Raw genomic sequence first — 23,796 nt, 5'->3', positions numbered from 1 at the left:
CCTCGCCGTGACACCTCGTGGATTCGCCGTCACTGAACGAATTCCGGCACGAGGCTCGCATAGACACGGGGTGGTATCGGATCACGTGCCGGCCTGGATTCGTGCGCCCGGGGGGAGCTCCATCCAGGCCCCATGGGGTCCGTAGGAACTGCCTGGAACACCCGGGTGAGGCTCACCTGGTCACCATGTAGGGGTGGCGTGATGCTGGAGACGACGGAGACCGAGGTGTATCGGCCCCGGGTGTTGGCCGTGGACGTGGAGTCCGGCGGAATGGAGCGGCTGCACTCCATCCTGTCGCCCGCGGGTTACGACGTGCTGCCCGCGTGCGGGACGGCCCTGTCGGCGGCGGCCATGAAGCAGGCCGCGGACCTGGTGGTGCTCGACGCGGGCCATGCCGGCACCGACGGCCTCGCGACGTACCGGCGCCTCCAGGACGCGCTCGGCGAGTCCACGCTCCCCGTGCTCATGCTCAGCCCCAGCGTGGACCGCGAGACGCGCCGCGAGGTGCTCGAGGCGGGCGTCGACGATTTGCTCATCACCGAGCCGTTGGATCCGCTGGAGCTCAAGGTCCGCGTCCACACGCTGCTGGAGCTGAAGGCGCACCGTGAGCGCGGCGGCCAGCGCAACGAGGCGCTGCAGGACCCGCGCTCGCGCTGGCTGGAGATGGAGCGGCTGGCCCGCGTGGGCACGCTGGCCGCGGACGTGGCGCAGAACCTGGGCCGCGTGGGTGAAGGCCTTCAGCAGGCGCTGGAGCACGTGCGCACCCGCGCCGCGCAGGGCCTGCCGCCGGACGCGGACGCGCTGAAGAAGCTGGGCGTGGCGGGCGAGCAGATGCGGCTGCACGGCCAGCACCTGCTGTCGCTGGGCCCCACCAGCCCCAAGGACATCCAGCGCTTCGACCTGCGGGAGCTGGTCCCCGCGGTGGTGGAGCAGATGCGCGACGCGGGCCGCCTGGGCTCCTGCGAGCTGACGGTGCTGCTGCCCAACGAGCCCATCGCCGCGGTCTTCAACCGCCGCCAGTTGGAGCGGGTGCTGACGGAGCTGCTGGCCAACGCGGTGGACGCGGTGGAGGACGTGATGGACCGTCCCCGGCGCATCATCACCGGCGTGGAGCTGCCCGACATCTTCGGGGACTTCGGCCCGCTGCTGTTCGTCGAGGACACCGGCATCGGCATCTTCGAGGACGAGCAGCAGGCCGTCTTCGAGCCCTACTACACGACGAAGGCGCCCGAGAAAGGCGCCGGCCTGGGCCTCACCGTGGCGCGCACCCTGGTGGAAGCCATGGGCGGCGCGCTGACGGTGCGAAGCCGCGTCAACCAGGGCAGCACCTTCACGGTGGAGCTGCCCGAGCAGACGTCGTCCTGGTAGCTAGAAGCGGTAGGCGACGCCGAACAGCGCTTCCAGGGTGAATTCGGTGGCGTCGTAGTCCGGGATGACGGCGGGCCCCAGCCGGACGTTGAAGGTGACGCCGAGCTGGCGGTTGACGAAGTACTCCAACCCGCCGCCCACCAGGATGGGGAACACCGGGCCGATTCCCTCGCCGAAGTAGACGTGGAAGGGGATGTCCAGGCCCAGGTTCACCATGACGGCGCTGCCGGCGGGGATGCCCACCACCAGGCCCACGGGCAGCGCGAGGCCCACGTCGGTGTCACGCCGGTTGAAGTAGAAGAAGGGCCCTGGCTGGAAGGTGAGCGCGAGCGAGAACTGGCGCTCCTTGATGAGCTGGAGCCGCATCCACGCCTGGAACTTGACGCCCGGGTCCGTGTAGCGGACCCAGCCCTCTCGGCCCCAGTTGAAGCTGAACTTGGCGCCAATGTCGAAGCGGTCCGAACCGCCGTGCAGCAGGCCCAGGGAGATGCCGGGCCAGCCAATCTGACCGTGGAACGCGGTGTTGCCGCGCCCCATCGTGTCGGCGGCCAGGACGGACCAGCCCTGTCCCCGCTGAGCCAACGCGGTGGCGGGAAGGGCCAGGAAGCAAGCGAGGAGGACGCCGGGGAGCAGTCGCTTCACACGGTACCTTTCTAGGAAGGCCGCCCCGGGGGGCAGGCGGTGGGTGTGGTGCTGCGTCTCTAGACTCACGCGGGCTGCCCGCGCTCACGCGCGAGCGCGAGGAAAGCGTCGATGAAGCGGCCCAGCCGCGCCTCGGCCCGGATGCGGGCCTGCGCCAGGGGTTCGCCCTCCGCGAGCGTCTCCTTCAGCTCGAAGTAGTATTTGATCTTCGGCTCCGTGCCGGAGGGCCGCAGCGTGACGCGGCCGCCGCTCGCCAGCTCCAGCGCGACCACGTTGGACGGGGGCAGCCCGCGCTCGCCCGTCTTGTAATCACGCACGGCGCGCACGGCGTCGTCCCCCACCGTGGCCGGTGGCGACGCACGGAACGCGTCCATGATGCCGCGAATCACCTGCGCGCCCGCGGCGCCGGGGAACGTGAAGTTGCGCTGCGCGCCGACGTACAGGCCATGCGCGCGCTGAATCTCCTCCAGGTAACCCAGCACCGTGGTGCCACGCGACTCGCACCACGCGGCGAGGTCCGCCATGACGAGCGCGGAGCCCACGCCGTCCTTGTCCCGCGTCACCGTGCCCACGGTGTAGCCGAGCGCCTCCTCGTAGCCGAAGACGAAGCGCGTGCCCTCCGCGCCCTCGCGCTCCAGTGCGCGGTTGGCGATCCACTTGAAGCCGGTGAGCACCTCGTCGTACGCGGCGCCCAGCGCGCTCGCGATGGCGCCCAACTGCGCGGACGACACGATGGTGGTGACGACGTGCGGCGTCCCCTGCTTCGGGCCCTGCGTGAGCAGGTAGTAGCCCAGCAGCACGCCCACCTCGTTGCCCGTCAGCAGGCGCAGCGTCCCGTCCACGTCGCGCGCCATGACGGCCAGACGGTCCGCGTCCGGGTCGTTGGCCAGGACGACGTCCGCCTTCACGCGCTCTGCGGTGGCGGTGGACAGGTCCATGGCCCCGGGCTCCTCCGGGTTGGGGAAGCGCACCGTGGGGAAGCGGCCATCGGGCTGCTGCTGCTCGGCCACGGCGGTGAAGCGCGGGAAGCCCGCCTCCCGCAGGGCGCGCTCGGCCCAGACGCCGCCCACGCCGTGCATCGCGGTGTAGACGAGGGACAAGGACTCGGAGCCCTTGCCGTACACGCGCAGCCCCAGGATGGCGTGCACGTAGGCGTCGCCCATGGACGCGGGCAGGTCCTTCCACAGGCCCTTCGCCCGGGCGTCGGCCGGCGTCAGCAGCGGCACACGGTTGGCGGGCTCCACCTTCGCGATGGCGGCGGCGATGCCCGTGTCGTGCGGCGGGATGATTTGCGCGCCGTTGCCCCAGTACACCTTGTAGCCGTTGTACTCGGGCGGGTTGTGGCTGGCCGTCACCATCACGGCCGCGGCGGCGTTGAGGTGCAGCGCGGCGAAGGCCACCAGCGGCGTGGGGACCGGCTCCGGGAAGACGTGCGCGGGGATGCCCTCGGCGGCCAGCACCGCGGCGGTGTCCTCGGCCAGCTCGGCGCTCAGGTTGCGCGCGTCACGCCCCACCACCACGCCGCGGGTGGCCACGTCCGGCACCTGGGCCTTGAGGTAGCGGGCCAGGCCCGCGGTGGTGCGCCGAATCACCGCGCGGTTCATCCGGTTGGGCCCCGCGCCCAGCACGCCGCGCAGGCCCGCGGTGCCGAACTCCAGGTCCTGCGAGAAGCGGTCCTCCAGCTCGGCCCAGTCGCCCTTCGCCAGCAGCGCCGCCAGCTCCGCCGCGGTGGACGCGTCCGGGTCCGCCTGACGCCATGCCTCCGCCCGCTCCTTCAGTCCGGTGGTGTCCATGAGCCCTCGAAGCCTCGTGTAGCCGTTGAGGGCGCGCGAGGCACAGGGGCTCGCGCGCCGGTTGTTCAGGTGTAGTCGGTCAGCTTCTTGCGGGTGGCGCGGCCCTTGGGGCCGTCCTTGTTGCCCTGGCACGTCACGCACAGCTCCGCGTAGGGCATGGCGCGCAGGCGGCCGAGCGGAATCTCGTCGCCGCACTCCTCGCAGTCACCGAACCCGTCCGGGTCCTCGCGCAGCTTGCCCAGCGCCTTGATGACCCGAGCCAGCACGCCGTCCATGTTCCGGTTCCGGTTGGACGCGATGGCCTGCATCATCTCGTTGAGCGGCTGCTCGTCCTCGTCGCCGCCGATGCGCGCGTCATCGGTGCGGTTGGGCTCGATTTTCGACGGCGCCTTCTCCGTCAGCTCCGAATGGAGCGCGAGCAGCAGCGCCTTGAATTCGTCTCGCTGTTTCGCGTTCACCGTGTCCGCCCCCGTCAGTACTTCGCGGTGGAAGTCTGCCCGGAGACGATGGCCACGGACGCGGACGCGCCCAAGCGGTTGGCCCCCGCACGCAGCATCTTCATCGCGTCATCGGCCGAGCGCACGCCCCCGGACGCCTTCACGCCCACGGTGTCGCCCACCACACGGCGCATCAGCGCCACATCCGCCTCGGTGGCGCCGCCGGGCCCGAAGCCCGTGGACGTCTTCACGAAGGCGGCGCCCGCGGCCTTGGCGAGCGAGCAGGCGATGACCTTCTCCTCGTCCGTGAGCATCGCCGTCTCCAGGATGACCTTCAGCGGCACCGGGCCACAGGCCTCCACCACCGCGGCGATGTCCTGGTGCACCAGGGCGTAGTCCTGCGCCTTGAGCGCGCCGATGTTCAGCACCATGTCGATTTCCCGCGCCCCGGCGCGGATGGACTCGCGGGCCTCGAAGGCCTTGGCCGCGGGCAACGACGCGCCCAGCGGGAAGCCCACCACGGCGATGGGCACCGTGGACGTGCCCGCCAGCACGCGCGCGGCGGTGCCCACGTGCGTGCTGTTCACGCAGACGGTGGCGAAGCCGTATTGCCGGGCCTCCTCGGCCACCTTCACCACGTCCTCGGCGCGCGCCTCGGGCTTGAGCAGGGTGTGGTCGATGTAAGGCGCCAGGTCCGCGGGAGAACGAACCGTGTCCAGATTCACCCGGGCGGTGGACGGTCCCGCCGCCGGAGCCTGAGCCCCGGGCGACTGCCCCTCCTTCCACGCCTGCAGCTTGCGGCGCGCCTGGTCGGCAATGTCCTCGACGAAATGGAAGAGGTCTTCGGAGTCGGACATGCTCGGCCCCTTAGCCCACTTCCTCGCCCTCGGGAAGCGCTCGCGGCGGGCCCGCGGCTTCACACGCCCCCGGGTGCCCAGGGCGGGCGCGGAGCGGTAGAGTCGCCCCGTGATGTCCTTCGCCCGGCTGCTCGCACTCCTCGTCCTCCTCCTCGCCACGCTTCCAGGATGGGCCCTGGCCCAGTCGGGCAACCAGTCCCTGACGGTTCACTTCTTCGACGTGGGCCAGGGAGACGCCGCGCTCGTCATCTCGCCCACGGGCAAGACGGTGCTCATCGACGGAGGCCCTCCCGAATCCCGGATGCATCTGGAGCGGCGGCTGCGGGACTTGGTGCAGGGGCCCCTGGACCTGGTCATCCTCACCCACCCGCACCTGGACCACCTGGGCGGCATCTCCAATGCCCTGCGCACCGTGGGCGCGCGGCGCTTCATGGACCCGGGCTTCGACCACCCGAGCGAGGCCTACCGCGACCTGCTGAACGTCGTGGGCGACGAGGTGGGCCAGGTGATGAAGCCCCTGCCCGACCCCTCGGACCCCAGCTCGCTGCTCACCATCGGCCTGGGCGACGGCGCCGCCCTCACCGTGCTCTGGCCGCGCGTGCCGGAAGACCCGTTCCTCAAGGGCACCCGCTCCGACGCGAACTCCAACTCCATCGTCGCCAAGCTGACCTACGGGAAGACGGCGTTCCTCTTCACCGGCGACGCCGAGCCGGACACCGAGGCCACGCTGCTGCGCAAGAACATCGACTTCACCTCCACCGTGCTGAAGGTGGCCCACCACGGCGGGCGGCACTCGTCCACCGCGGCCTTCCTCGCCGCGGTGAAGCCCCAGGCCGCCGTCATCTCCGTGGGCGCCAAGAATGACTACGGGCACCCCACCGCGCAGGTGCTGGAGCGCCTGCGCGCGGAGAAGGCCCAGGTCTTCCGCACCGACCTGGACGGAGAGGTCGTGGCCACCAGCGACGGCAACGTCGTGTCCGTGCGAGGGGAGCGGCGGAGCGGCGCCTCCGTGCTGGTCGCGGGCGAGGTGACGTCCAACGCGGTGGCGCTGGGCCCCATCACCCGGGGCACGCGCAAGGCCAGCACCCCGCGTGGCAGGAGCGCCCCCGCCACCAGCTCGGACACGAACACCCCGACGCAACGCGGCGCCAGTGAAGGCCGATACATCAGCCTCAAGGGCAGCAAGGTGTTCCACAAAGCGTCCTGCAAGACCCTCAAGCGCTCCAAGTCGGAACGCACCGAATACGCGAGCCGCGGCGAAGCCATGCGCGAACGCCGCCCCGCCGAGGACTGCCACCCATGAGTTTCCGCCCGCGTTTCCTCCTCGCCGTCCTGCTGGCCCTGGCGGCGTGCCAGGACCCGCCCCCGCCGCCCCCCGAGCCCGCCCAGGCCGCGCGCCCCTCCGCGCCCCAGCGGCGCTACTTCGGCGGAACCCCGGACGGAAAGCTGCACGTCTACTTCTTCGACGTGGGTCAGGGCGACGCCGCGCTCATCGTGTCCCCCGACGGGTACACCGCGCTGGTGGACACCGGCCCCTCCCAGGCCGCGGACCACCTGGTGAACCGGCTGCCGGAGCTGCTCACGCAGCGGCTGGACCTGGTCGTCCTCACCCACCCCCACGCGGACCACCACGGCTCGCTGGAGCCGGTGCTCAAGCGGGTGGGGGCCAAGCAGCTCCTGGAGCCGCAGCTCGGCGCCACGCCCAAGGCGTACGACGCCCTGCTCGGCGCCGTGGCCAGCCAGGGCGTGGAGTTCATCTCCCCCTCCCCGTCTCCCGCGACGCCCAACGCGCTTCAGCGGCTGCCGCTGGGCGCGGGCGTGTCCCTCACCGTGCTGTGGCCCCGGGCGCCCACCGAGCCGCTGCTCGACGTGCCCGAGGCCGCGCTGGAGGCCAACTCCGTCATCCTGCGCCTCACGTATGGCGACACCACGGTGCTCTTCATGGCGGACGCGCACGCGCGCACCGAAGAGCACCTGCTGGCGCGCAACGCCCCCATGCAGGCCACGCTCCTCAAGGTGGCCTCCCATGGCACCGACGGCACCAGCAGCGCCGCGTTCCTGTCGGCCGTGTCGCCCCGCGCCGCCGTCATCTCCGCGGGCGAGGGCAACCTGATTGGCGCACCCTCACCGGCCACGCTCGAGCGCCTCAAGGCCGCCGGCACGCAGGTGTTCCGCACGGACCAACATGGCGAGATTCAGGTGGTGAGCGACGGCAAGACGCTCGTCGTCACCCCGCAGCGGCTGGCCCCGGGCGTGCCCGAGGACACGCGCTACAGCTACCCCGGCCTGGGCGCGCCCGCGCTCGCGCCGCTGACCGCGGGCAACGCGAAGCGGCCACCCGCCGGGCAGCCGTACACCATGAGCCTCGAGGGTCCGGACGGCTCGCGGCCATCGACGCCCCGGGGGAACACGCGCACCCGCGTCGACGCCAACACCGTGACGGTGGGCGCCTACGTGGGCAGCATCAACAGTGACGTGTTCCACCGCCCCACGTGCCGCAACGTCATGAAAATCAAGGCGGGCAACCTGGTGACCTTCACCAGCCGCCAGGATGCCAAGCGCAACAACCGGCGGCCGGCCAAGGACTGCAACCCGTGAGCAGCAAGGAGCCACAGCCCATGACGACCCGGGCCACGCTGGACCGCATCGAAGAGGACGTCGCCGTGCTCGTCGTCGACGGCCGTCAGGTGACGCGCCCGCTCAGCGAGCTGCCCGCGGGGGTTCGCGAGGGCGACGTGCTGGACCTCGCCACGCTGGAGGTGGACCGGGAGGCCACCGAGGCCCTGCGCGAGGAGGTGCGCAGGGCCCGCGAGAAGGCGACGCGCGGCAAGAAGCCGCCTCCCGCGGGGAACTTCGACCTCTAGGCGCTACATCGACTTGGAGAGGACCAGTGGAATCTCCAGGTCCACGTCCTCGCCCGCGAAGGCGGAGAACACCATCCCCTTCGCGCGGTCCCGGATGCAGGTGCCCACCGGGCTGTTGCGGTTCAGGTCCTTGCGGTCGAACGTGGCCGCCTTCACCGAGCCGGAGCTGCTCACGGTGGCGGTGAGCGTCACCTTGCCGCCCTTGAAGGACGGGTTCTTGCGCAGCTCGGCCTCCACGCAGTCACGGAAGGCAGGCTGCGTCTTCTCCAGCACGCGCTCCACCTCTTCGTCGGACGGGCCACCCACCTCCTCCGTGTCGGCGGCGGCCACGTCCTCGCCGCCGCGCACGGCCGGGTCCACGTCCTTCTTGTCCGAGTCCGCGTAGGCGGCCTGCAGCTCCGCGTCGGACAGCGCGCCCACGCCCGCCCCCGAGCCCGCCGCGCCCGTGGGCGCACCGGTGCCGGCCGGACGCTTGCTGTCCGTGGGAGGTGCCGGAGGCTTGTTGTCCGCGGGAGGCGCGGGCGGCGGCGCACGGCCCATCAGCTTGTCGCGCAGGGCTCCGACGCCCTCCGGCGAGAAGACGGGCTGCTCCACCGCGTTGCCCTGGGCATCCACCGTCTGCACGCGCAGCGGCACCACGCCCAGCGTCTCCGACAGCACGTACGCGAGCCCCAGCGGGACGATGAGGAGCAGGAGCACGAAGACGGCGTACTTCCAGGCCGGGTTGCGGCGCGTCACGCCGGACTTCTTGGCGAAGTGACGCGTGTCCTGCACCACCTTGCCGTCGTCGTCATCCTCACCGCCGCCCAGCGCGGCGTGCGGGTCCTCGGGGTACGGCACGCCGTCTTCGTCCTGGCGCCCGTCGTCCTCGCCGTCGTTGCGCTGGTTCGGCAGGTCCAGGTCGGAGAACAGCGCGTCGTCCAGCGGCGCTGCGGTGGCCGTGGGGCGCGGCTGCGGGCGGCGACTCGGCTCGGCGCGTGGCACCGGCTCGGGCTCGGCGCGCGGCAGCGGGTCACCGAAGAAGGTGTTGTCCGGCGCGTCGTCCTCCTCGTCCGGCCAGGGCTGCTCCGGCGCGGCCTGGCGCTGCACCGGCTCCGGCTCGGGCTCCGGCTCGAAGGGCTGCGGCTCCGGCTCACGGCGGGCCGGGGCGCTGCGCGAGGGACGCGCGGGCTCCGGGGCCGCGGCCACGGGAGGCGGCGGAGGGGGCGGCTCGACGGGGGCCGGCGGCTCGAAGAGCCCGGCCAGCTCGGGGATGTCCGAGCCCCGCTTCCAGTCCGCCATGCCCTGCTGCCAGAAGAAGCTCCGGCCATTCACGGCGCCGGTGGCCATCAGCTCGCGCAGGGCGCCCTCGTCCAGCGGGCCCTCCTGCTTGTTGCGCACCATGACGAACCAGGGAGACCCCGTGGCCTTCATGGGGGCGGCGCGAGTGGGCTCGTCGTCCCAGGGCGTCTGCAACGCGGCCTGGGCCGCCGGCGCCTTGGGCGCGGGGGCGGGTGCGATGGGCGCGCTGATGACGGCAGCCGGGGCGGCGCTCGGCTCGGGCTCCGCCAGAGAGCGCTCCTGGGCGCGGATCCGCTCCACGTCCGCGAGCGACACCACGCGGGTGTTCTCTTCCTCGGCGGGGCCTTCGACGGTGACGACGTTCTGGCAGTTCTTACAGCGGACCTTGACCGTTTTGCCGCGGACCTTTTCGTCCGCAATGGAATACCGCTTCTGGCAATTGTCGCAGGTAAAGTTCAAGAGGGGCGTCCAGCTTCCGGGGGAAAACGCGCCATGGATGCTACCGCTAGAAATCTTCCACGCAAACCACAGGTTGACTCCGTCTTGCGGCCCAACTATTGAGCCGCCCTCCCCCCTGTCTTCACTCGCCTTTTACAAAGGTGGCGAATGCCGGCGAAGGACCTCGGAACAAAACACGTCTGCTTCAAGTGCCAGACGAAGTTCTACGACATGAAGAAGCCGGACCCGATCTGCCCGAAGTGTGGTGCGGATCAGCGGGAAAGCCCGGCACTGAAGCCTCAACCCGAGGGAAGGCGCGGACGTCTCGCCGCTGCCCCGAAGGTCATCGAACCCATTGAACCCGAGGAGCCGGCTGGCCGAGGGGAAGATGAGGAAGAGGAACTCGACTCGTTCGATGACGAGGAATCGGCCGGAGGCGAGTCCGAAGAGGACGACATCTAGGTCCATCAACAGCAAGGGGCTCCACGGCGATTTGCCGGGAGCCCCTTCGCTTTTCAGGCCGTGGCGCCAGCGCCAGTCCGGCCTGCGTTCAATGGGACGAGACGGGCGTCAGCTCCACCAGCGCGCGGCGCAACTGCTCGTACAGGTTCGGTCCCATCTCCTGCATTCCGACGGGCCGGGGCGCCGCCTTCCGGGGCGTCTCCAGGCCGTGTGCGTCGTTCATCAGGGTTGCCCGCTTCTTTGGCTGCTGCATGACTCGGCCCCCTCGTCCGTGGCGAATGCCACCTTCATAACAATATTTCCGCCGGAACGGAACCCCGATCCCTTCGCGGCTTCTCAATCCATTAGACGCCGAGCGCGAGAAACCTTGGACCGTCCGTACGGCCCCGCCCTACTTGAGGTCGGTGGTGGCCCAGCGCGCATCCACCTGGACGGTCTCCCCCGTACGCACTGTCACGGTGTGCAATTGCTCCGGGAGCCGCTCATGCCAGACGACGACGGTGTGGGTGCCCTCGGGGACCTCCAGGCGGAAGCGCCCGTCCGCGCCGCTGGTGGCGAAGTACCCATGGTCGAAGGTGCGCACCCGGGCGCGCATCCAGGGGTGGATGTCGCAGTGGATGGGGACCTCGCCGGGCTCGGCGGGGAGCTGGCGGCGGACGCTCATCCCCTCCAGCGGCATGGCCACGTTGAAGAAGGCGCGGTTCGTCCCCGAGGCGGCGCGAACATTGTGCACCAACGGATCCGAGTTCCGGATGACCAGGGTGCTCCCCGTCTTCGCGGCCAGCACGGGCGGGTCATACACACACTGCTTCTGGTCCAGCACCGGCTCCGGTGCGGGCCTGACGGGCGCGGGCAGCGCCTTGCCGTCCTTCAGGGACACGACGGCGTGGGCCACGCCGCCCTCGGCGCCCACGACGAGCGAGCGCTCCTCCGTCTCCTCGCCGCACACGGAGACGACCGTGCCAATGGTGGGCTGTCGGGCGGGGGTGGGAGGCGTTCCGGAGAGCTGGATACGCCCCTCGATGACACCCCACTTCGTGTGCGCGGCGGGCGCGGGCGGGGCGGCGGGGGCCGCCGTGGTGGCGGGCGGCGGGGGCGCGGACTCCTTGCAGGCAGGGGCCAGCGCGCAGAGAACGAGGATGAAGGATGGACGAAGCACGCGCTCCGGTCTAACGGGTGCGTGAAGCTGTTTCAAATGCGGCATCGCGGTAAGGGCCCTGGGGGATGACTCATGGCCCATTTGGACGTTGGACCCTCATCATCCTTGTTGGTACAAGAGCTCGGCCGTTGCCGTACACGGTGCGGCCCTGTGGGAGGCAGCAACTTTGCGGGAGAAATTGAAAGCGCTGGCGGAGCTGCAGAACGTGGACCTCGAGGTCGCCTCGCTCCGGAAGGCCGCGGACGTTCACCCCCGCCAGATTGCAGAGCTGGAGCGGGAGCTGGGTGTGGCCCGCAGCGCCATCGAAGCGGAACGGGCCCGTGTCGCGGACATGGAGAAGCAGAAGGCCCAGCTCGAGCAGAACATCACGGACGAGAAGGACAAGGTGAAGAAGTGGGAGGCGCGGCTCAGCGAGCAGCGTTCCACCCGCGAGTACTCCGCCCTGGCCCGTGAAATCGACATCGCCAAGAAGGCCAATCTGACGATGGCGGAGGAGCTGACGGAGCTGACGAAGCAGCTCGGCGGCGCGCGCGAGGCCATCAAGGGCAAGGAGTCCGACTTCGCCACCAAGCAGCAGGGGCTGGCGGGCCGGATGACGGAGCTGCGCGGCAAGCTGGGCGAGGCCGAGTCGCAGGTGAAGGGGCTCGAGGGCCGGCGCTCGGACGTGGCCGCGGGCGTGGACGCCACCCTGCTGCGCCGCTACGAGGTGGTGCGCAAGAAGAAGCTGCCCGCCATGGTCGGCGTGGTCGCTGGCACCTGCCAGGGCTGCAACATGAACGTGCCCCCGCAGTTGTACAACCAGCTCCGCACCGGCCTGGGCACGGACATCTGTCCCTCGTGCAACCGCATCATCTACGCCGTGGAAGCGCTGCAGGAAACCGCGGCGGAGAAGTAGCCGCCCGGCTTCGTGGACATGCCCGCGCCGTCCATCATCGACATCCTCCGGCACATCGCCCGTGAGGAGCCGTTGCAGGGGACGGTGCGCGAGTTCCGAGGTCTCACCCGTGAGCACCTCGGTCAGCTCATCGAGGAGGCCGCGCAGCGACTCGCGGGCGCACCGCCCGCCGCCGCGCCTCCCCTCGTGAGTCCTCCGGAGAAGGCCGAGTCCCCTCGCGCCGAACCGGCGGCGGCCTCCGAGCCGCATCCTCGCCTGCGCGTCTATTCGGACGGCGCGGCCCGGGGCAACCCTGGTCCCGCGGGCGCCGGCGCCGTGCTGATGGACCCCACGGGCAACGTGGTGGCCCGGCTGGGGCGCTTCCTTGGGACGCAGACGAACAACTCCGCCGAGTACATGGGCCTGCTGCTGGGCCTGAAGCACGCCCAGTCCCTGGGCGCGCGCGAGGTGGACGTCTACGCGGACAGCGAGCTGCTGATTCGTCAGCTCGGGGGCCGCTACCAGGTGAAGAGCGCGACGCTCAAGCCGCTGTACGAAGAGGCGCGGAAGCTGCTCAAGGGCTTCACCAAGGTGAAGCTCCACCACGTCCCCCGCGCGCAGAACGCGGAGGCGGATGAGATGAGCAACCGCGCCATCGACGAGCGGATGTAGCCGCCCGGCGTCACGGCGCGGGCGCCCCCGCCACCGCGCCGCCCGGCTTCGGACGCGGCCACTTCGCCAGCGCGATGGTGACGGCCCCTGGCAGCAAGGCCAGCTTCTTCACGCGGGCATAGGTCTCCGTGGAGCGGACGCCCCGTGCATCCTGGCCGCGCGCCACCGCGAGCAGCAACGCGGCGCGCTCCTCGCTCCGCATCGTGGCCAGGGAGTCGACGTCACGCGCGCCGCGCACCACGTCCTGGAGCTCGGCGAACCCGAGTTCGGCTTTGGACACCTGGAGCATCCGCGCCGCGAGCGCGGAGTCACCCAGCCGTTCGAACTCCGCCGCCAGGAGGATGCCCACTTCAGAGCCCATGAAATGGAAGGCGCGCGTGTCGGCGGTGGCGCTGGGTCCCACGACGGCTTCGGGGCCCGCCTGCAGCGCGGCCAGAATCACCGCCGCGCTCCGCCGCGGGACTTCCACGGGCACCATGCGCAAGTCGGCATCCGACACGTCCTCGCCCATGGACGCCGCGAGCCACGTGCGCAGCAAGGCGCCCGTCACTTTGTCCTCCACCGCCACATGGGACACGTGATGCTTCAAGGGCGAGCTGGCACCCGCCAGGACGAGCCTCCCTCGGAGGCGCGCGAAGTGGAGCAGTTCGTTCCAGGGAGTGGGCTTCTTCGCTTCGACGGAGGGTATTCGCGCCGCCGCGCGCTGCTCGGCCTCCTCACGCCGCCCCAGGCCCATGAGGACTTCATCGTGCGCGTCCGCGTAGCGCTCCGCGTATTCAGGGTCATCGCCGGCCAGCGCGATGAACAGCGGCAGCGCCTCCGCCCAAAGCTGCTCGCGCACGTAGAGCATGGCCAAGGCGCGGCGGACCACCAGGTCATCGGGGTGGGCGCGATGCAGCGCCTCGATTCGAGCCCTCGCCTCACGGCCCGTCTCCGTTCGCGCGAGCAGAATGGCCAGGAGCGCGGAGTTCGGCGTGGTCGCGAGCTCGGCGGTGTAGTGCGCACGGACCTCGTCGAGCCGCCCGGCACGCCGCATCTGGTACGCCCAGAGGCGGTGTGCATCCAGGCTGTCGGGGTTGGCATCGCGCCAGGCTCGCGCGGTGGCCACCACGGCGTGACTGCCCTCCCCTCCGTCGAGCGACATCCCCGAGAAGAGCGCGAGTTCCTTGGCCTCCGGCATGTCCGGAAGGGCGCGTGCGATGGTCTCCGCCAGCCGGTGGGCCTCCGCCGTGTGCCCGGAGTTCAGCAGCCAGTTGAAGCGCACCGTCCAGTCGCCATCCGCCAGTCCAAGGTGGACGCGGGTGACCGCGCCGCGGGCATCCCGTTGCAGCGTCAGGCTGCTCGGAGGCTCGGTCAGCACGTAGTCCACGCGCGACACCCGCTCGAAGGGCGTGCCCAGCAGGGGGCGGGGCTCCGGTTCGGGAGCAGCCGTTGCCCCCGACGCCGAACGGGGTGAATAGACGACCTTCGACAGGTAGAGCGGCGCGGCCCCCAGGACGTTGTAGACGAAGTGGCCCCCGCCTTCCGGCAGAAGCACCATGTCCTGGGCCAGCAACTTCCCCTCGTGTGTCACGGTGATTTCCAACGCGCCTTCGGGGAACGCGCGGACCTGGTGCTCGTTCGGCTTCAGCCGGAGCCACGTGCCGCCCGCGGACACCTGAACGGTGAAGTCCAATCCGTTGACGAAGACCACTTCCTGCACCGCCGCCGCGTTGCGGAGCACTGCCACGACCGCGAGCGCGAAACCGAAAATCGCGGCGAGGAGCAACAGGCCCCGCCGGAGGGACGTCGATGGCGCGCTCATGGCGTGGCGCTCCGAACCAGGGTGGAAGCCGTCAGCAGCAAGGGACGCCGGTCGCCCGCGCCGGGCAGGTGCCACTGGTCCACCCATGCGTGGAACAGGCTCTCCGGTACCTTCGGGTCCGCCGCGTCCGCCGTGAGTTCCAGGGGCGCCACGATGTCCTCGCCCCCCGGCCCCTTCGCGCGCACCTGCCAGACACGGTGCCGGACAGGCCCCGAGCCGGTGGATGGGCGCAGCGCTTCGCCCACCTGAAGGGTGAGGACGGGCGGCCCTTCCTGGCTGTTGCGTCCTGCATCCACGACGAGGACATCCCGCCCCAGCGCTTCATCCAGCAGCCGCTGCCAGGCGGACACCAGCAAGATGGAAAGGTCTTCCTGGGCCTGCCCTTGTCCCTTCTCCGAGGCAGGTTCCGCCCATTCGACGACGACGCGGCGGCTGTGGGTGCGGGACACGTCGTTCAGCAGGCCGGTGAAGAAGGGCACGGACCGAGCCGCGGCGCTGCCGGGGTCCAACCGGCTTTCGAGCCGCGCCCGTACGCGCGCCAGCTCCGCGTCCACCCGGGCCTGGGCCTGGACCGAGAAATGGCTGTCGGGACGCGCTCTCAGGAAGGTCAGCAGCGGCCCCAGCCCCGAGGTCTGCACCGCGGCATGCTGCCATGCCTGCGCATCCGTGGCGCTGCGATGAGGAATCACCGCGGCCACCACCAGCAACACGCCCAGCCCCGCGGCGACGAGCGGGTGGGTGGCGTGCGGCAACCGATGGGGTGGCCCGTGAACCGTGCCGCTCGACGCGCCGCGCGCCAGCAACTCCGCGGGCAGTTGCGCCATCCCCTCCTCCGCGCTCAGCAGACCTTGGCTGAGCAGCTCCAGCACGCGGCGGCGCTGCGCCACCAACTGCGCCACGAAGTCCTTGGCGGCCCGTTCGCTGTGACCAAACGTGACCACCTGTCGGCCGTTGAAACGCATCTCGATGAGGGTGTGCGTGTACGAGACATGGGAGTGCTGGTTCACCAACTGCACGTCTTCCAGATGCACCAGGGGCCACACGATGACGTGGTCCCCCATCACCTCCACCAGGTGCAGTGGATGCAGCAGGGTGAAGCGCCCGTAGGGCTGGGTCATCACAGTCAGGAACCGCCGGGCGGCATACGCCGTCGCGGCACACAAGGCGGCGGCCATCACCACGCAACCGCTCCAGTTGTAGAAGGAGCGCTCGCCGGTTCCGAAGGCGCAGTACGCCAGGAAGAAGAAGGTCGCCAGGGCCAGCGCGAACGTGACCGCGGCGGGCATCGCCCAACTCCATTGGGAGCGCCAGCCCTCGGAGTCCTCCGCGCCGGCATGAACCCACTGCCGCCCCGCTTCTGGCAGAGCCGAGATGTCCACGTGGACGCCGTTCGGAAAGCTCAGCTCGGCGGCGGGAGCGTCGTCCGGATGGAAGCGCCGGCCATATTCGAGCAAGCGGTTCGCGGCCTGGGACTTCCGCTGGGCGAAGAGGTGCGCGGCGGCGGCCGACACCTGCGCGGCCATCCAACGGCGCAGCTCCGGGTCGGCGCTCGCGGGCACTTCCGCGTCGAGTTCATCCAGCCCGCGGGTCGCCTCGCGCTCGCGATCATGCTCCAGCAACATCGCGATGCGCCGCATCTTGAACCACAGGACCTCCGTGCGCGGAATGCCCGGCAACGCCTGCGCCTCGAGGAGCACCTTGAGCGCGTCGTCCACCTGCCCCATCTCCACCAGGCAGTCCGCCAGAGAGACGCGAGGACCCACCTCCGCCGGGCCGTATTTGCCCGCGCGCCAGTAGGCGTCCGCGGCCTCCTTCAGCCGTGTCAGTCGGTTCAGGGCCCAGCCGCGGTGCAGGTGTCCACGCCAGTCCTCGGGCGCGCGCTTCAGCACCTCGTCGAACTCCGTGAGCGCCGCCTCGGGCGCCTCTTCCCACAAGAAGCTGCGACCCAGCAGCAGCCGGGCTTGGTGGAAGTCCGGCTGCTCGAGCAGCATCCGGTTCAGGACGCTGCGGCCTCCGGCGGTGTCACCGGCGTCGAACAGGTCGACGGCCTCCTTGAGGCGTGCGTCCTCCTCCGAAGTGCCGCCCTCCGCCTGGGCCGCGGCGCTGGCGTCGTAGGCCTGACGTGCCTCGGGGTCGGAGAGCAGCTCGTAGGCTTCGCGCAACTGCTTGAACACCTCCGGATGCGTCTCCGGCGGATTCTGACGAATGCGCTCGAAGTACGCCTTCTTGATGGCGCGCGCGTCCGCGTCCACCGCGATGCCCAGAACCTCATACGGGCTGCGCCGGGGTTCGTCTTTCACCATCGATCCATTCCTGGAGCGCGCGCCGCCGTCTGCACGGCCCGCCACGCTTCATCCAACGTATCCACCGCGACCAGTCGCAGGTGGCGCGCAACCTCGGACGGCAGCGTCGCCACGTCCTGGAGGTTGCGCCGTGGGTGCAGCACCACGCGAACCCCCTCCAGGTACGCGGCCACCAACTTCTCGTGCACGCCGCCCACCCTCCGCACCTCGCCGGACAGCGTCACCTCTCCCGTGGCGGCCAGGCGCGCCAGCAACGGGCGCTGCGCGTAGGCGGACAGCCCCGCGAGGGCCAACGCCAGGCCGCTCGACAGGCCGTCCTTGCCCACCTCGGTGTCCGTGTAGTGCAGGTGCAGGTCATACCGGCTCACGATGTCGCCCAGCCCCAACAACGGTGCTCGCGAACGCGCCGCGCTGAAGGCCACGTCGGCGGACTCCCTGCCCTCGGGCCCCACGTGGCCGCTGCTCCGCAACACGCCACGCCCAGGCACCGCCACGGCCTCGAGCGGCGAGACATGTCCGCCGCCGGGATGCCACCCGAGCACGCCAATGCGCCCCACCGCGGGCACATCCCGTGCGAGCTCGCGACGCCGCTCGGACAGCTCCGCTTCGCGGCCCGCCGCCACGGCCGCCTCGCCGTTTCCCGCGGCACGCGCGTAGAGCGCCTGCGCCTCCTCCAAGTCACCCGCTTCGAGCCGGCTGTCCCCCAAGCGCAACGCGGCGGCGCCAGGAGCCCCGGGCACCTCGAACGCGGCGCGGCGGGCCGCTTCCACGTCGGCCTGGGGCTTGCCTTCCAGCCACAGGAGCTCCGCGCGAAGGAAAGTGGCCGCCGCCCCTGTCCGCGTGGACGCGAGCGCCAGCACGAGCTGCCGCTTGGCCTCCATGAGCGCCCCTCGCCCGAGCGCCACCGCCGCGGCCTCCAACTTCGCCTCGGCAATCACCGCGCGGGCCGTGGGCAGCGAGAGCGCCTGCGCGACCTGCTCTACCGGCGGGGCGTCCAGCATGGCCGTGGACTCAGGGAGTCCCAGCGCGGCACGGGCACCGAGCACCTTCTCGCGCAACCGCGCGTCCTCGGGGGACAGCCTCCGAGCGCGCCTCAGCGCGGGCAGCGCCAGAGCGGGCCGGTTCGTGCGATGGCACAACCCAATCACGATGCGCCAGTGCTCCAGTTCCTCTGGAGAAGCCTCCGTCGCCTCGAGCGCATGCACCAGGGCGTCGTCGGGCCGGTCCTCCGCCAGCAACACGACCAGCTCCGTGCGGAGCCGCGCGTCGCGAGGCGCATTGGCAAGGCAGTCCGCCAACAACTTCAGCGCTTCATCACGCCGCCCATCCATCAACAACGCCGCGCACAACAGACGCCTCGCGGGCGCACCACCGCCCAGGTCCAGGGCGCGCCGTGCATGCTCCGCGCCGCCACGGAAGTCCCGCTCCTGGAAGAGCGCCTCCGCCAGCGCGAGCCGAGGCGCGGGCGTCGACGGGCTCAGGACCACCGCGCGTTTGAGTTCGGTCAGCAGCACGTGGCGTCAGCCCAGGTCGAACAGCAGGTCCGTCAGCTCGGCGTCCAGGCGCGCCGCGGCCACGCGGTCCCCCTTCGCCCGAGCCGCACGCAGGGCCTCCACCAGCGACTCCAACCGGGGACGCACCGAGGCCGGCGCGGTCGCCAGCCGCTCGGTCGCGGCGACCAGCAGCGCCTCGGCGTCGGCCTCCGAGGAAGCCGGTTTGGCCGCGGGTGTGGCGACGGGCGGAGAGGCACCCGCATCCCACTCTCGCGACAGCCGCTCCCGGGCTTGTTTCCGCTGCTCGGGGTCCAGCCGCTGCGCGCGCTTGTCCACCACCAGCACCGCCTCCTTGCCGGTGGAGACAATTCGCGTGGTGACGTCGAGGATGCCGTTGATGTCGTACGTGAAGGTGACAGCCACCTTCTCCGCGCCAGCACGCGCGGGAGGCACGCCCTCCACGGTGTAGGCGTCCAGCAACAGGTTGTCGCGGACCAACCGGCCCTCGCCCTGGAACACGCGAATCTCCACCGCGCGCTGGTTGTCCGCCGTGGTGGCGAAGGTCTCCGTGCGAGACACCGGCACCGTCGTGTTGCGCGGGATGAGCGGCGAGAAGACGCCGTTGACCCGCTCCCGGCCCGCCATGGTCTGGACCTCCACGCCGAGCGTGAAGGGGCTCACGTCCGTAATCATGATGCCGTGCGCGGCACTCACCGCCCCCGTCTTCAGGCCCGCCTGGAGCGCGGCCCCCAGGGCCACCGCTTCGTCGGGATGCACGCCATCGCGCGGCGCGCGTCCGAAGTACTCCGCCACCAGACGACGCACCACCGGCACGCGGGAGCTGCCTCCCACCATCACCACTTCCGCGATGGACTCACGCGACAGCTTCGCGTCACGCAGCGCGCGCTCCATCGGCTCCAGGGTGGAGCGGACCAGCTTCTCCACCATCGACTCGAAGCGGGCGCGCGTCACCTCGACTTCCAGCGAGGCGGGTGAGCCCCCGCGTCCGTTCGCGAGGTAGGGCACGATGACCGGCGTCGACTCCACCGTCGTGAGCGCGATCTTCGCGGCCTCCGCGGCGGCCTTCAGCCGCACCTGCGCGCCCAGGTTCCCCTTGAGCGAAACGCCATGGGCCCGCTCGAACTCCTCGCCGAGCCAGGCCGCCAGCACCTGGTCGAAGTCACTGCCGCCCAACTGGTTGTTGCCCGCCGAGGCCTTCACGTCCAACACGCCCTGGAACATCTCCAGCACGGACACGTCGAAGGTGCCGCCGCCCAGGTCATAGACGAGCACATACTGCTCGGCGTCCAAGTGGTCCACGCCGTACGCCAGCGCGGCGGCGGTGGGCTCGTTGAGGAGCCGCTCCACCTTGAGGCCCGCCAGCTCTCCCGCGTCCTTGGTGGCCTGCCGCTGCGCATCGCTGAAGTACGCGGGCACCGTGACGACGGCCTCCGTCACGACGCCTCCCAGCGCGCGTTCGGCGTCTTCACGCAGCGCCCGCAGGATGAGCGCGGAAACCTCCGTGGGGCTATAGCGCCGGTCCCCCAGCGTCACGGGCAGGTCCAGCCCCATGCGCCGCTTCACCTCCGCGATGGTGCGCTCGGGATGCACGAGCAACTGGGCGCGCGCCGATTCCCCCACGTGGAGCCGGCCCTCCGCATCCAGACCGACGACCGAGGGCGTAAGGCGCTGCCCCAACCGGTTGGGCAGCAGCGTGGGACGGCCCGAGCCATCCAGCGTGGCCACCAGCGAGTGAGTGGTTCCCAGATCGATACCGACGACGTGACTCATGGCGGGGAGACTCGGGTCCTTGGAGGACGGTTCAGGACTCGGGAGGAGTCCACCGCTGGGCGGGCACAGGGGCGGCCACGGGCGCCTCGGCGGCGCGGCGCAGCTCGTCCAGGCTGGATTCGGGGATGTCCGCCTGACGAGCGATCTCCAACGCGCGCTCCGGCGACGCCTTGGCAATCCCAGACCACACATACGAAGCAATGACTGCCGCGATGAAGAGGAGGGTCAGCGCCCAGGACGGCATGCCGCCGCGCACGCCATGGTCCCCATACGTGCCGAGCCCGGAAAAGAAGCTCACGGCGGCCGCGGCGATGAGCGCCACGCGCCCCCACGCCACCAGCACGGACTTCCAACTGAGAGGGATGGCCTGCCCACGCCAGCCATTGCCCTCCTCGCTCACGACGAGCCAGCTCTTCATCGGAAAGAGGGGCAGGTAGTTGATGTGCGCGAACTGGGTCGCCACGTAGCCCAAGCCCGGCACGGCATCGACTTTACCGAAGAGCCGCGAACCCCAGATGATCATGTGATTCCCCTCGAAGCAGGCGCGGCACTCCTCAAACGAGCGCGCGGCGCGGCGCGAATCCTGCGGCACCAGACCGAACGCGCGCAATCCCCCGTCTCAAGCTGTCCATGCGATCTGCTCGAACAGGGCCCGCAGACGGGCACCCCGAGTGGGGTGCAAGTGCGACACCCAGGCGATACGCCCCAACAGGTGTGCGCGGAAGTCAGGGTGCCCCGTGTTGTTCTGGCTGTCGGGACCTCGCGTCCGGCACAGATGGAGGAGCGCCTTCAGCCGGTCGTAGTCCGCGCGAGGAATGGACGGCCGCGCGTTCACCACGACGCCCGCGAGCCGTTGCTGGGTGCCCTGCGACATCACCCGTGTCTTCCCAGCGCGCGGCGTGAAGCCCTCCTCACGGACGATGAGGCCCACGAGGTGCAGCAGTCTTCGGGTGCGGCGAGCCAGCGACGCATCCCCCGAGAACGCCAGGTCATCCGCGTAGCGCGTATACCGGGCGCCCATCGCCGCCGCGAGCGCCGACAGCCGCACGTCGAGCCGGTACGCCGCGAGGTTGGCGAGCGCCGGTGACGTCGGCGCCCCCTGCGGCAGATGGCGTGACTCCAACCGCCGCGTCCACCGCCACCGTGCCGCCACCGTCGCGAGCGACGTGGGCGTGGGAGCCCGCGCCATCACCGCGCCGGGCGTGCGATTCGTACACAGCCCCGCGAGCGCCCGGACGACGCCATCCGGATACCCCGCGGCGCGGAACACGCCCCAGATGCGCGCTGGCCGTACCGCCAGGAAGAAGTCCTCCAAATCCAACCGCACCACCACGGCCTGCCCCACGTGCGGGGCCGTGAAGCTGCGCACGCCTCTGCCCGAGACGAACCCATGGGCCGCGTCATGCGCAGGAATGCGGTCCAGGATGCCGTGGAGCACCTTTCGCTGAACGCACGCGAGGTCCAACCCCGGGCGCTCCAGCAACCGCTGTCCCCCGCTGCGTTTGGGGATCCACGTGTAGCGGTAGCGCCGCCACCGCCCCGGCGGAGAGGTGCGCTCGATGCCCGGCACATCCGCGAGCCAGTCCAACTGGGCGCTCGTCACGCCGAGCCAGTCCGCGAGGTCCGCCTGCGCGGGCAGCGACGGAACCGGCCATGGCTGCCGCGCCATCCGCGGCTCGGAGACCCTCCAGCGCACGATTCGCGCACGCGCTTCCGGGTCCTCGAAGCCCCGTTGGAACGCGGCGCGCGTGGCCAACAAGTCCGCGAGCAATTCCATGCGCGCGCGCGGGGCACGCGGAAAGAAGCGCACGGCGCTGCGCGCCAGGGAGGCCACCCACGGCGACGGAGCGCCGACGACCTCGAGTCCCCGCTCGGTGAGCCCTTGAATCGTCCACGGCCCCGCCAGGAACGCGGACGCGAGCGCCGTGGCCACCACGCGCCGTTCGCTCATCGCGGACTCACACGCCATGCGGCGGCGTGGCCCCACCTGTCCTGTCTTGCGTGGCCCGTGCCGCGGCATGCCGCGGTCGCGGCCTCGCGTGACGGTGTGCTCCTGATGAGATGTCCCCGGGGGTACCCCGGAGAGGCAGTGGACCGCGACCTCACAGCCCTGCTACCCGCTGGGTGTCCAAGCCGCCGCATGGCGGGCCCACCGTACACGTCCAGTGCCCAGAAGAGAAATGAGCGCGAACGCCCGCCCACTCGGGCCTTGCCTTGATGACCCGGGATGATTTGAGTGCGCGGCCGTGACGTCCGCCTCCTCCGACACACAGCGCGCCATCCAAGCCGTCTGGAGAATCGAATCGGCCCGGCTCATCGCGGGCCTCGTTCGGATGGTGCGCGACGTGGGCCGCGCGGAGGAGCTCGCACAGGACGCGCTCGTCGCCGCGCTCGAGAAGTGGCCAGCGACAGGCGTCCCGGACAACCCGGGCGCGTGGCTCATGGCCACCGCCAAGCGCCGCGCCATCGACGAACTGCGCCGGCACAAACTCCTCGAACGCAAGCACGAGGAACTCGGTCATGAGCTGGAGTCACTGCAAGGCTCGGCCGCGCCGGACCTCGACGCCGCGCTCGATGACGACGTCGGCGACGACCTGCTGCGCCTGATGTTCGTCGCCTGTCACCCGGTGCTGTCGACCGAGGCGCGGGTGGCGCTCACGCTTCGACTGCTCGGCGGCCTGACCACGGAGGAGATTGCGCGCGCCTTCCTGGTCCCTGGCCCCACGGTGGCCCAGCGCATCGTCCGGGCCAAGCGGACGCTGGAGGAGGAACGCGTTCCCTTCGAAGTGCCCGAGGGCGACGCGCTGGCCGCCCGCCTGTCCTCCGTGCTGGAGGTCATCTACCTCATCTTCAACGAGGGCTATTCGGCGACGGCCGGCGACGACTGGATGCGCCCCGCGCTCTGCGAGGAGGCGATGCGCCTGGGCCGCATCCTCGCGGGGCTCGCGCCGAAGGAGCCCGAAGTCCACGGCCTCATCGCGTTGATCGAACTCCAGTCGTCGCGGGCGCGCGCTCGCGTGGGACCGAAGGGAGCGCCCGTGCTGCTCCTGGAGCAGAACCGCGCCCTGTGGGACCACCTGCTCATCCGCCGAGGCCTCGCCGCGCTCGAACGCGCCGAGTCACTGGGCGGCGCCCAGGGCCCCTACGCGCTCCAGGCCGCCATCGCCGCCTGCCACGCCCGCGCGAGAACGCCCGAGGCCACGGACTGGAGGCGCATCGCCGCGCTCTACGACACGCTGGCGGACGTCATGCCCTCCCCCGTCGTGGAGCTGAACCGCGCCGTCTCCCACGCCATGGCCTTTGGCCCCGCGGCGGGGCTCGCCATCGTCGAGGAGCTGACCGAGGAACCCGCGCTCCGGGGCTATCACCTGCTGCCGAGCGTTCGCGGGGACCTGCTGGGGAAGCTCGGGCGGTTCGACGAGGCCCGGGCCGAGTTCGAGCGCGCCGCCGCCCTCACCCAGAACACCCGTGAGCGCGCCCTCCTCCTGGAGCGGGCCGCCACCTGCGGGAAGGGCACCGCCTGACAGCGGGACGTCCCCGGAGTGGACCACCCCCACC

General features: G+C 70.9%; 21 protein-coding genes. 8 read left to right on the top strand and 13 right to left on the bottom strand.

Annotation, left to right across the window (positions count from 1 at the left end; genetic code table 11):
• Window positions 1–201: 201 nt before the first annotated feature.
• Complete coding sequence (locus A176_RS05815) at window positions 202–1,368, top strand: sensor histidine kinase (protein WP_002637908.1); 1,167 nt, start codon at window positions 202–204, stop codon at window positions 1,366–1,368.
• On the opposite strand, the gene A176_RS05810 is transcribed toward A176_RS05815, so the two are convergent.
• From A176_RS05810 to deoC, 4 genes are all read right to left on the bottom strand, one after another.
• Window positions 1,369–2,010 (bottom strand): hypothetical protein, encoded by a 642-nt coding sequence (locus tag A176_RS05810; RefSeq protein WP_002637909.1) that lies wholly within the window; start codon window positions 2,008–2,010, stop codon window positions 1,369–1,371.
• A gap of 65 nt (window positions 2,011–2,075) precedes the next feature.
• Window positions 2,076–3,803 (bottom strand): phospho-sugar mutase, encoded by a 1,728-nt coding sequence (locus A176_RS05805; RefSeq protein WP_002637910.1) that lies wholly within the window; start codon window positions 3,801–3,803, stop codon window positions 2,076–2,078.
• Between the two features lie 65 nt (window positions 3,804–3,868).
• Entirely contained in the window at window positions 3,869–4,261 is a 393-nt protein-coding gene (locus A176_RS05800) for a TraR/DksA family transcriptional regulator (protein ID WP_002637911.1), read from the bottom strand.
• A gap of 14 nt (window positions 4,262–4,275) precedes the next feature.
• Window positions 4,276–5,097 carry a deoxyribose-phosphate aldolase gene (deoC, locus tag A176_RS05795; protein ID WP_002637912.1) on the bottom strand — a complete coding sequence of 274 codons (822 nt, stop codon included), beginning with the start codon at window positions 5,095–5,097 and terminating at the stop codon, window positions 4,276–4,278.
• 112 nt (window positions 5,098–5,209) lie between these two features.
• Between deoC and A176_RS05790 the strand changes: the two genes are divergently transcribed.
• Genes A176_RS05790 through A176_RS05780 form a run of 3 tightly spaced genes read left to right on the top strand, consistent with a single transcriptional unit; the run spans window position 5,210 to window position 7,961 of the window.
• Window positions 5,210–6,400 (top strand): ComEC/Rec2 family competence protein, encoded by a 1,191-nt coding sequence (locus A176_RS05790; protein ID WP_002637913.1) that lies wholly within the window; start codon window positions 5,210–5,212, stop codon window positions 6,398–6,400.
• Complete coding sequence (locus A176_RS05785) at window positions 6,397–7,695, top strand: ComEC/Rec2 family competence protein (protein ID WP_002637914.1); 1,299 nt, start codon at window positions 6,397–6,399, stop codon at window positions 7,693–7,695. The genes A176_RS05790 and A176_RS05785 overlap by 4 nt, the downstream gene beginning before the upstream one ends.
• Window positions 7,696–7,715: 20 nt before the next feature.
• On the top strand, window positions 7,716–7,961 hold the full coding sequence (locus A176_RS05780) for a DUF3006 domain-containing protein (RefSeq protein ID WP_002637915.1): 246 nt from the start codon (window positions 7,716–7,718) through the stop codon (window positions 7,959–7,961).
• Window positions 7,962–7,964: 3 nt separating this feature from the next.
• On the opposite strand, the gene A176_RS05775 is transcribed toward A176_RS05780, so the two are convergent.
• The gene (locus A176_RS05775) at window positions 7,965–9,701 is read right to left on the bottom strand and encodes an AgmX/PglI C-terminal domain-containing protein (RefSeq protein WP_002637916.1); all 1,737 of its coding nucleotides are present in this window, start codon (window positions 9,699–9,701) and stop codon (window positions 7,965–7,967) included.
• A gap of 147 nt (window positions 9,702–9,848) precedes the next feature.
• On the opposite strand from A176_RS05775, the gene A176_RS05770 reads away from it, so the two are divergent.
• Window positions 9,849–10,142 carry a TIGR02300 family protein gene (locus A176_RS05770; RefSeq protein WP_002637917.1) on the top strand — a complete coding sequence of 98 codons (294 nt, stop codon included), beginning with the start codon at window positions 9,849–9,851 and terminating at the stop codon, window positions 10,140–10,142.
• Between the two features lie 88 nt (window positions 10,143–10,230).
• Here A176_RS05770 and A176_RS39275 read toward each other — a convergent pair whose 3' ends face one another.
• Together A176_RS39275 and A176_RS05765 are read right to left on the bottom strand one after the other, a co-directional pair.
• Window positions 10,231–10,395, bottom strand: coding sequence for a hypothetical protein (locus A176_RS39275; RefSeq protein WP_002637918.1), 165 nt, complete (start codon window positions 10,393–10,395; stop codon window positions 10,231–10,233).
• Window positions 10,396–10,533: 138 nt separating this feature from the next.
• Window positions 10,534–11,301 carry a carboxypeptidase regulatory-like domain-containing protein gene (locus A176_RS05765; RefSeq protein WP_002637919.1) on the bottom strand — a complete coding sequence of 256 codons (768 nt, stop codon included), beginning with the start codon at window positions 11,299–11,301 and terminating at the stop codon, window positions 10,534–10,536.
• Window positions 11,302–11,467: 166 nt separating this feature from the next.
• On the opposite strand from A176_RS05765, the gene A176_RS05760 reads away from it, so the two are divergent.
• Both A176_RS05760 and A176_RS05755 read left to right on the top strand, forming a co-directional pair.
• Window positions 11,468–12,196: a zinc ribbon domain-containing protein gene (locus A176_RS05760; protein ID WP_002637920.1), complete on the top strand. Its 729-nt coding sequence runs from the start codon at window positions 11,468–11,470 to the stop codon at window positions 12,194–12,196.
• Window positions 12,197–12,214: 18 nt separating this feature from the next.
• Window positions 12,215–12,847, top strand: coding sequence for a ribonuclease HI family protein (locus A176_RS05755; protein WP_082282906.1), 633 nt, complete (start codon window positions 12,215–12,217; stop codon window positions 12,845–12,847).
• 10 nt (window positions 12,848–12,857) lie between these two features.
• Here A176_RS05755 and A176_RS05750 read toward each other — a convergent pair whose 3' ends face one another.
• The 6 genes from A176_RS05750 to A176_RS05725 all read right to left on the bottom strand — a co-directional run bounded on the left by A176_RS05750 (window position 12,858) and on the right by A176_RS05725 (window position 22,189).
• A complete protein-coding gene (locus A176_RS05750; protein ID WP_002637922.1) occupies window positions 12,858–14,651 on the bottom strand; it encodes a tetratricopeptide repeat protein in 1,794 nt (597 codons plus the stop codon).
• The gene (locus A176_RS05745; protein ID WP_002637923.1) at window positions 14,648–16,954 is read right to left on the bottom strand and encodes a J domain-containing protein; all 2,307 of its coding nucleotides are present in this window, start codon (window positions 16,952–16,954) and stop codon (window positions 14,648–14,650) included. The genes A176_RS05750 and A176_RS05745 overlap by 4 nt, the downstream gene beginning before the upstream one ends.
• Window positions 16,948–18,468 (bottom strand): S16 family serine protease, encoded by a 1,521-nt coding sequence (locus A176_RS05740; protein ID WP_002637924.1) that lies wholly within the window; start codon window positions 18,466–18,468, stop codon window positions 16,948–16,950. Before A176_RS05740 ends, A176_RS05745 begins: the two co-directional genes overlap by 7 nt.
• Before the next feature lie 6 nt (window positions 18,469–18,474).
• Entirely contained in the window at window positions 18,475–20,238 is a 1,764-nt protein-coding gene (locus A176_RS05735; protein ID WP_044889620.1) for an Hsp70 family protein, read from the bottom strand.
• A gap of 31 nt (window positions 20,239–20,269) precedes the next feature.
• Window positions 20,270–20,761, bottom strand: coding sequence for a hypothetical protein (locus A176_RS05730; RefSeq protein WP_144429503.1), 492 nt, complete (start codon window positions 20,759–20,761; stop codon window positions 20,270–20,272).
• Between the two features lie 96 nt (window positions 20,762–20,857).
• A complete protein-coding gene (locus A176_RS05725) occupies window positions 20,858–22,189 on the bottom strand; it encodes a reverse transcriptase family protein (protein WP_044889668.1) in 1,332 nt (443 codons plus the stop codon).
• Between the two features lie 295 nt (window positions 22,190–22,484).
• On the opposite strand from A176_RS05725, the gene A176_RS05720 reads away from it, so the two are divergent.
• Window positions 22,485–23,762: an RNA polymerase sigma factor gene (locus tag A176_RS05720; protein ID WP_002637928.1), complete on the top strand. Its 1,278-nt coding sequence runs from the start codon at window positions 22,485–22,487 to the stop codon at window positions 23,760–23,762.
• Window positions 23,763–23,796: the final 34 nt, after the last annotated feature.

The organism is Myxococcus hansupus (genome assembly GCF_000280925.3).
Classification (GTDB): Bacteria; Myxococcota; Myxococcia; order Myxococcales; family Myxococcaceae; genus Myxococcus; species Myxococcus hansupus.
This window is presented reverse-complemented; position numbering and strand designations above follow the sequence as displayed.